This is a genomic window from Alloalcanivorax mobilis, from assembly GCF_002864685.1.
Taxonomy (GTDB): Bacteria; Pseudomonadota; Gammaproteobacteria; order Pseudomonadales; family Alcanivoracaceae; genus Alloalcanivorax; species Alloalcanivorax mobilis.
In genome coordinates this window covers 1-3286 of record NZ_NMQZ01000072.1, presented here as the reverse complement: position 1 = coordinate 3286, position 3286 = coordinate 1, and the positions used below count along the sequence as shown (strand labels likewise).

Here is a 3286-nt window from a genome sequence, read left to right as displayed (position 1 = left end):
GGCTGTTCCTCGCCTTCGGCTCGGTTCGCGGTCAGGGACCGCTCCCACAGGGGCGGTGTAGCCGGGGCCGAGCCTGGAGCGGGCACTGTGTTTTTGTGGGAGCGGTCCTTGACCGCGAATGGGTGCTGCCAGGCTGTTCCTCGCCTTCGGCTCGGTTCGCGGTCAGGGACCGCTCCCACAGCGGCGTGGTAGCGGGGCCGAGGCTGGAGTTGGCACTGTGTTGTTGTGGGAGCGGTCCTCGACCGCGAATCGGCGCTGCCAGCCTGTTCCTCGCCTTCGGCTCGGTTCGCGGTCAGGGACCGCTCCCACAGCGGCGTTGTAGCGGGGCCGAGGCTGGAGTTGGCACTGTGTTTTTGTGGGAGCGGTCCTCGACCGCGAATCGGCGCTGCCAGGCTGTTCCTCGCCTTCGGCTCGGTTCGCGGTCAGGGACCGCTCCCACAGCGGCTCCGTAGCCGGGGCCGCGCGCCGGGAGCGGGCACTGTGTTTTTGTGGGAGCGGTCCTTGACCGCGAATGGGCCTTGCAAGCCTTGCCTCGCCTTCGGCTCGGTTCGCGGTCGAGGACCGCTCCCGCAGCGGCTCCGTAGCCGGGGCCGAGCCTGGAGCTGGCACTGTCTTTATGTGGGAGCGGTCCTTGACCGCGAATGGGTGTTGCAAGGCTGTTCCTCGCCTTCGGCTCGGTTCGCGGTCAGGGACCGCTCCCACGGCGGCGCCGGAGTTGGGGCTGAGGCTGGAGTTGGCACTGTGTTTTTGTGGGAGCGGTCCTTGACCGCGAATGGGCCTTGCAAGCCTTGCCTCGCCTTCGGCTCGGTTCGCGGTCAAGGACCGCTCCCACAGCGGCGCCGTAGCCGATCATTGGCTTGCAGCTTGCAGCTTGCAGCTTGCAGCTTGCAACTCGCAACTCGCAACTCGCAAGCCGATCTCTGACAACAAAATCCGCTTCTGCTTACCCGCACGTGCGCCAATGGCCGCTTGGCAGGCGCGCGCTGCCTTTCCACACTGTGGTTTTCAGGGTGTCGCCGGTGGGTGCCGGTGAAGGAGGGTAGGGGTATGTCGGAAGAGCGGCCTCCCTATGACGCGGACTATCAGTTGATTCGTACCTTGCTGGACATCGCCCGGGATGCCCGCCTGGTGCGCATACGGCCGGACATGTATCTCAGTGGCCGGCATGTGGCGGGGGCGCGCGTGCTGTGCGGCCTGTCGCCGCCGCGCTTCGCCGAGCTGTTGGGGGTGGACGTGCCCACGTTGCAGCGTTGGGAGCACGATCAGGAGACGCCGGCGGGGGCGGCGCGCACGGTGCTGCTGGTGGCGCTGCGGTTTCCGGAAGTGATTCAGGCGTTCGTGATGGACTAGGGCCTGTTCACACTAATTATGCTGGTCGCGTTGCTGCCCCAAAGCGGGCCAGGCAAGGCGCGAGGAGAGCGGTTTAGTATGCTAAATGAACGACGAGCAACACCGCCTGGCCCGCTTTGGGGCGCAACCCGAAGGGCCGGGGCCGTTTTCGCGCAATGCCGCGTTGCGATTCGCTTGTGTGGCGGCCCACACCGCGCTCACCGCGCCTTGTCTTGCGCGAAAACGGCCTCCGGCGCGACCATCAAATTAGTGTGAACAGGCCCTAGCGCCGGGGCGAGTGGCGCGCCACCTGGCCGGCAAGGGTTTTTACGTTGCCTGCGCTGTTCCCGCCGCCGCTGCCGGTTTTTTGTCCGCTTGTTTCCATGGCGTGATATCGGCGGTCGCAATCGGTCCCGTGAGCCGCTATTGTCGAAGTCATCACAACAAAAGAGCATTCCGTTCATGCAACCACGTCCCGCTTCCACCCTGGCTTTGCTGCGCGATTCCGCGCAGGGGCCCGAGGTGTTGATGCTTCAGCGCACCCACCGGGCGGTGTTCATGCCCGGCCATTATGTGTTCCCCGGCGGTGCCGTGGACGAGGCGGACCAGGGCGCTGCTCTGGCGGATCTGATCGATGGCCACGATGACATTTCGGCCAGCGCGTTGCTGGGGCTGGAGCGGGGCGGGCTCGGCTATCTGGTGGCGGCGGTGCGCGAGTGCTTCGAGGAAGCCGGGGTGTTGCTGGCCCGTGATCGCGCTGGCAACGACCTGCCCGCCGATCACCCGATTCTGGCGGCGGACCGCGAGGCGGTGGCGCGCGGCCGGTTGAGCCTGGACAGCCTGTTCCGCGAGCACGATCTGTTGCTGCCGCTGGATCGCATCGCCTACCTGGATCACTGGGTCACGCCGCCGGGGCCGCCGCGCCGTTTCGATACCCGCTTTTTCGCGGCGGCGGCGCCGCCGGGGCAGGCGCCTCTGCACGATGGCCAGGAAACCATTGATCACTGCTGGATTCGTCCGCTGGTGGCGTTGGAAGATCACCGTGCCAAGCGGCGTCAGTTCGCCACGCCAACGCTGGCGGTGCTGCGGCGTCTGGCCGGTTTCGCCAGTGTCGAGCATGTGTTGGCCAATCCCCAGCCTCCGGCGCGGGCCGCTTCCTGCCTGTGACCCCGGCGCCCGCTTTCGGGTGGGCGCGCTCCCGCATTGTCTGATTCCCCGTGGCCGTTAGCGGCCTGCCAGATGGCCTTATTGCTTGAAAAGCGTTTTTCGTCGAGTCATTATTTGCGTGTTTGCAAATCATATTGATAAGCCATCGGGAGAATTCGCATGCATTCTAATAAGCCTCGCCAGGCCGATCTGGACATCGGCGCCGGGTTGCGGCGGTTGCGGCTGGCCCAAAACCTCACCTTGACCGAGGTGGCCACCCTTTCCGAGACGGACGCCGGCAACCTCTCCAGAGTGGAGCGTAACGAACAGCACATCACCTTCGGGCGCCTGGCTCGGATCTGCGATGCCTTGGGGCTGCGTGTGGTGGAATTGTTGCGGCACGTGGAGCGCTGGCAAGAGATGGAAGCCGCCGGCAGCGGTCGCGACGAGCTGACCCTGCGCGCGCGCAAGATGCTGCAGATGTTCAGTGACGTGGCGGTGCGTGATCAGATGCTGTTGCTGGGGCTGGCAAACAGCATGTTGCTGGCCAATCTGGACGCCTGGCCGGCGATGATGCGCCCGCGCATCGGCAGGGGTAGGGACAAAGGCAAGCGTAAAGCCAGAAGCAAGCCGGGGCAGGATGGCGGTGGGGAATCGGGAGGGGGGTGAAGGCGTTTTTAGTTTTCAGTGTTCAGTGTTCAGTGTTCAGCGGGCGGCGGGTGAAAGGAGCCGTCGGGCCTGGCCCGGGTGTGGATTTGATGTGGGAGCGGTCCTTGACCGCGAAGCGGCGCTGCCAGGCTGTTCCTCGCCT

The 3286-nt window shown here is 65.6% G+C and carries 3 protein-coding genes; all 3 read left to right on the top strand.

The window, feature by feature from the left end; all coding sequences use genetic code 11:
• The first annotated feature begins 1047 nt into the window (after positions 1-1047).
• Positions 1048-1350, top strand: a complete 303-nt coding sequence (locus tag CGS25_RS18675; RefSeq protein WP_101676393.1) for a helix-turn-helix domain-containing protein — start codon at positions 1048-1050, stop codon at positions 1348-1350.
• A 441-nt stretch (positions 1351-1791) separates the two neighbouring features.
• Positions 1792-2496 carry an NUDIX hydrolase gene (locus CGS25_RS18670; protein WP_089031813.1) on the top strand — a complete coding sequence of 235 codons (705 nt, stop codon included), beginning with the start codon at positions 1792-1794 and terminating at the stop codon, positions 2494-2496.
• 159 nt (positions 2497-2655) lie between these two features.
• Positions 2656-3144 carry a helix-turn-helix domain-containing protein gene (locus CGS25_RS18665; protein WP_198588856.1) on the top strand — a complete coding sequence of 163 codons (489 nt, stop codon included), beginning with the start codon at positions 2656-2658 and terminating at the stop codon, positions 3142-3144.
• The last annotated feature ends 142 nt before the right edge of the window (positions 3145-3286 follow it).

Coding starts and splice junctions, on each gene's coding strand:
- CGS25_RS18665 (WP_198588856.1), top strand. CDS start 2,656: ATGCATTCTAATAAGCCTCGCCAGGCCGATCTGGACATCGGCGCCGGG.
- CGS25_RS18675 (WP_101676393.1), top strand. CDS start 1,048: ATGTCGGAAGAGCGGCCTCCCTATGACGCGGACTATCAGTTGATTCGT.
- CGS25_RS18670 (WP_089031813.1), top strand. CDS start 1,792: ATGCAACCACGTCCCGCTTCCACCCTGGCTTTGCTGCGCGATTCCGCG.